Source organism: Longimicrobiaceae bacterium, from assembly GCA_036375715.1.
Classification (GTDB): Bacteria; Gemmatimonadota; Gemmatimonadetes; order Longimicrobiales; family Longimicrobiaceae; genus DASVBS01.
The window spans coordinates 1-4,451 of sequence record DASVBS010000075.1 but is presented as its reverse complement, the minus strand read 5'-3'; the positions used below and the strand labels follow the sequence as shown (position 1 = coordinate 4,451).

The following is a 4,451-nucleotide window of genomic DNA, read 5'->3' as shown; positions in this document are numbered from 1 at the left end:
AGCACGAGCACGGACGCCAACCCGGCGATCCAGCCAGCCATCGGCCGCTCTGACAACAGACGAATTCTCCCCACCAGCGGCTCCTTCATGGACTGCGATTCCACCTCTGCGGAGTAACGAACAACCTCGAACCCGAATAATTAACCAGCCCTTGAACATGCACAATTCCGTCCAGACCGATGACAGCCACCCCCAGGCGCGGCTAGATTGGCGATGTCCCCATCGGAGAACTCGTTACCGGTAGGCCGACGATGAGCACCACTGTCACGCCGGAGGCGCCGACCCTCACCCCGGAGGAGACGCTTCGCTATTCCCGGCACCTGCTCCTTCCCGAGGTGGGCCCGGATGGGCAGCGGCGCCTCAAGGGGGCGCGCGTACTGCTCGTGGGCGCAGGCGGGCTCGGATCGCCCGTATCGCTCTACCTCGCTGCCGCGGGCGTCGGCACGCTGGGCATGGTCGAGTTCGATCAGGTCGACGTGACCAACCTGCAGCGGCAGGTTCTCCATGGCACCTCCGACCTGGGCCGCCCGAAGCTCGACTCCGCCAGCGACCGGCTGCGGGACATCAACCCCCACGTGGTGGTCGAGCCCATCCCCGAGCGACTGACCTCCGAGAACGCGATGGAGATCGTCGCGGCCTACGATGTCGTCGTCGACGGGACCGACAACTTCCCCACGCGGTACCTGGTCAACGACGCCTGCGTGTTGACGGGCAAGCCGAACGTGTACGGGTCCATCTTCCGCTTCGAGGGTCAGGCCTCGGTTTTCTGGGCGGAGCGCGGCCCGTGCTACCGCTGCCTCTTCGCCGAGCCGCCGCCCCCGGGAATGGTTCCGTCGTGCGCCGAGGGGGGCGTTCTGGGGGTGCTGCCGGGAATCATCGGGACGATCCAGGCGACGGAGGCGCTCAAGCTGCTGCTCGGCGCCGGCGAATCGCTGGTCGGCCGGCTGCTCATGCTCGACGCGCTGCGGATGCGTTTCCGCGAGATGCGCCTGCGCAAGGATCCCGACTGTCCTGTCTGTGGAGAGCACCCCACGGTCCGCGAGTTGATCGACTACGAGCTCTTCTGCGGCTACACCCCGGAAACGGAGAAGGATGACCCAATGGAACGAATTCCCGAGATGGACGTGAAGGAGCTGAAGGCTCGGCTCGATCGCGGCGACCCGATTACCATCGTGGACGTGCGCGAGCCGCACGAGTGGGAGATCGGCAACCTCGCACGCTACGGAGCCCGCCTGATCCCCCTGGGGGAGCTGGGCGATCGGCTCGACGAGCTCGACCCCTCGCAGGAGATCGTGCTGCAGTGCCGCTCCGGGGCGCGCAGTGCCCGGGCGCTCGAGTTCCTGCGCGAGCAGGGCTACGAGCGGCTATGGAACCTCAAGGGTGGCATTCTCGCCTGGTCGGACGAGGTGGACCCTTCGATCCCCAAATACTGAGATGTTCCGAGCTCCCGGGCTCGGGCCGCCACCGGCCACCACGGGCTGAGGACATCGCATGAGCACATTGGCCGCACTCCCCATCACCGACCCGGTGCTCATCTTCGCGTTGGCGATGGTGATCTTCCTGCTCGCACCGATCGTCTTCGAGCGGATGCGGGTTCCGGGATTGATCGGGCTGATCGTCGCTGGCGCGATCGTGGGGCCGAACGGCTTCAACCTGCTGGCGCGTGGGACGACCATCGTGCTCCTGGGCACCGTCGGCCTGCTCTACCTGATGTTCATGGTGGGGCTCGAGCTCGACCTCAACGAGTTCAACCGGCACCGGAAGCACAGCCTCATCTTCGGCTTCCTCTCCTTCGCCCTCCCGCAGGTCATCGGCACGTCGCTGAGCCTGATGTTGGGCTACGCGCTGCCCTCGGCCGTTCTGCTCGGGGCGATGTTCGCCTCCCACACGCTGGTCGCGTTCCCCATCGCCAGCCGCCTGGGGATCGTGAAGAGCGGGGCGGTGACCACCGTGCTGGGTGCCACGCTGCTCACAGACCTCCTCGCGCTCCTCGTACTGGCAGTCGTCACCGGCGCGCAGGGCGGAGTAACGGGGCCGCTCTTCTGGGTGCGGTTGATGGGCCTGCTGACGGCCTACACCTTCCTGGTGATGTGGGGTGTGCCGAGGGTGGCGCGGTGGTTCTTCAGACGCCTGCGCTCCGACGGCATCAACGAGTTCGTCTTCACACTCGCGATTGCCTTCGTCACCGCGTACATCGCCCACGTCATCCACATCGAGCCGATCATCGGCGCGCTGATGGCCGGTTTTGCGCTGAACCGGCTGGTGCCGGAACACAGCACGCTGATGAACCGGCTGAAGTTCGTGGCGAACAGCATTTTCGTCCCGTTCTTCCTGCTCTCGGTGGGGATGCTGGTGGACATCCGGGCCTTCGCCGACACCGAGGCCTGGACGGTCATCGCTGTGCTGGTCTTCGCCACGGTCTTCTCCAAGGCGTTCGCCGCGAAGGTCACCCAGCGCCTCTTCGGCTTCACCCCCAGTGAGGGCTGGGTAATGTTCGGCCTGTCGGTCTCCCACGCGGCGGCCACCATGGCCATCACGCTCGTCGGCTACCAGATCGGTCTGTTCGACGAGACGGTGGTGAACGCCATCGTCGTGATCATCCTGGTCACCTGCGTGATCGGACCGTGGGTGGTCGAGCACTCGGGGCGCGAAGTCGCGCTCGCGGAGGAGCACCGCCCGTACGAGCCCTCGGAGGCGCCCGAGCGGATCCTCATCCCCATCGCCAACCCCGCCACCGAGGAGTCGCTGATCGACCTGGCGATCATGCTGCGCGGCCCGAACTCCGACGAGCCGCTGCACCCATTGACGGTTGTTTCGGACCTCGGCGACATGACCGAGGCGCAGGTGGCCGAGGCGGAGCGGATGCTGAGCCACGCGGTGATTCACGCCTCGGGCGCGGAGGTGCCCGTGGTTCCCCTGACCCGCGTCGACCAGAACGTGGCCTCGGGCATCGTGCGGGGAATCGCCGAGACGCGGAGCACGATGGTCGTGATCGGCTGGGACGGCGGCCGGTCGGCCGTCGGTGAGATCTTCGGCAGCGTGCTTGACCAGCTCCTCGCCAGTACCAGGCAGATGGTAGTGGTGGCGAAGCTCGGCCACCCGCTCAACGTCACCAAGCGCCTGGTGGTGATCCTGCCACCCCTCATCTACCGCCACCCGGGCTTCGGCGAGGCCGCTCGCGCGGTCAAGACGCTCGCCAGCCAGCTCGGCGCCACGATCCTGGGTCTGGTGGTGAACGAGGAGGTGGATCGTGTGGCCCAGATGCTGGAGCCCATCAAGCCGACGCTGCCGATCCGCTTCCAGCGGGTCGAGCGCTGGGGCGCTCTGCTCGGGGAGTTGCGCTCCCAATTGCAGGCGGACGACCTGGTGGTGGTGCTCAGCGCCCGGCGGGGAACCCTCCCGTGGCATCCCAAGCTCGAGCGCCTTCCGGGACAGCTCGCCGGACTGGTTCCCGAGAGCTTCCTAATCTTTTACCCCTCGGAGGTCGATACTCCCGCCAGGGATGCGCCCTCACCCAGCGTACTGCCGCGCGGACTGCAGCCGGAGCGAATCACCTTCGACCTTCCGCGCACGCCCTATCCCGAAGCGCTGCGCACCATTCTGCGCACCGGTCTCGACGATCCGCAGAAGGTCGAGTCGATCCTGGCGGCGCTGGTGGAGGGGGAGGAGGAGTTCTCCACCGAGGTGCGCTCGGGGGTGGTGGTGCCTCACGCGCGAGTCTCGGGGATCTCCGAGCCCGTGCTCTTCCTCGGCACCAGCCAGGAGGGGATCGAGTTCCCCCAGGCGCGGCATCCCGCGAACCTCGTGTTCGTCCTGCTCAGCCCCGCGGATCGGCCGCAGGAACACCTGCGGTCGCTCGCCGAGATCGCGCGGCTGGTGAGCCGCGAGGAGTACGTGCAGGAGCTGCTCGGCGGAGCGGTGGGTGCCAACGGGCCGCGGCGACGCTCCGAGGAGAGTGGGGACGAGGAAGGCCGGCGCTCACGTCGCGACTGACACCGCCGTGTCGCCACCGGACCACGAGGCAGTGCTCGAGGCCGCGCGGCGGCTCCATGGGGTCGCTCATCGCACTCCGGTGATGCGCTCGCGCACGCTGGACCGGATCGCGGGAGCGGAGGTCTTCGTCAAATGTGAGAACCTCCAGCGTGCTGGCGCCTTCAAGTTTCGGGGCGCCTACAACGCGATTTCGCGCCTGGACCCCGACACGCGCGCGCGAGGCGTGCTGGCCTTCTCCTCGGGGAACCACGCGCAGGCGGTCGCGCTGGCGAGCCGGATCCTGGGCGTTCCGGCAACGGTGATCATGCCGGCCGACGCGCCGCAGGCCAAGGTGAGCGCAACGCGCGGGTACGGTGCCGAGGTGATCCCGTACGATCCGCGCGAGACGGTGCGCGAGGAGCTGGCGGAGCGAGTGCGGGCAGAGCGGGGGATTGCGTTGATTCCCCCGTACGATCACC

The 4,451-nt window shown here is 67.6% G+C and carries 3 protein-coding genes; all 3 read left to right on the top strand.

All coding sequences use genetic code 11. The annotated features are described in order from the left end of the window. The first annotated feature begins 251 nt into the window (after nucleotides 1-251). Nucleotides 252-1,433, top strand: coding sequence for a molybdopterin-synthase adenylyltransferase MoeB (gene moeB, locus VF167_15940; GenBank protein HEX6926915.1), 1,182 nt, complete (start codon nucleotides 252-254; stop codon nucleotides 1,431-1,433). Between the two features lie 58 nt (nucleotides 1,434-1,491). Next, the gene (locus VF167_15935; protein HEX6926914.1) at nucleotides 1,492-3,993 is read left to right on the top strand and encodes a cation:proton antiporter; all 2,502 of its coding nucleotides are present in this window, start codon (nucleotides 1,492-1,494) and stop codon (nucleotides 3,991-3,993) included. A 7-nt stretch (nucleotides 3,994-4,000) separates the two neighbouring features. Further along, a partial coding sequence (locus VF167_15930) for a pyridoxal-phosphate dependent enzyme (protein ID HEX6926913.1) occupies nucleotides 4,001-4,451 on the top strand: 451 nt, incomplete at its 3' end.

Excerpts from the sequence above, each read along its gene's own strand:
- moeB (HEX6926915.1), top strand. The coding sequence starts at position 252 with ATGAGCACCACTGTCACGCCGGAGGCGCCGACCCTCACCCCGGAGGAG.
- VF167_15935 (HEX6926914.1), top strand. The coding sequence starts at position 1,492 with ATGAGCACATTGGCCGCACTCCCCATCACCGACCCGGTGCTCATCTTC.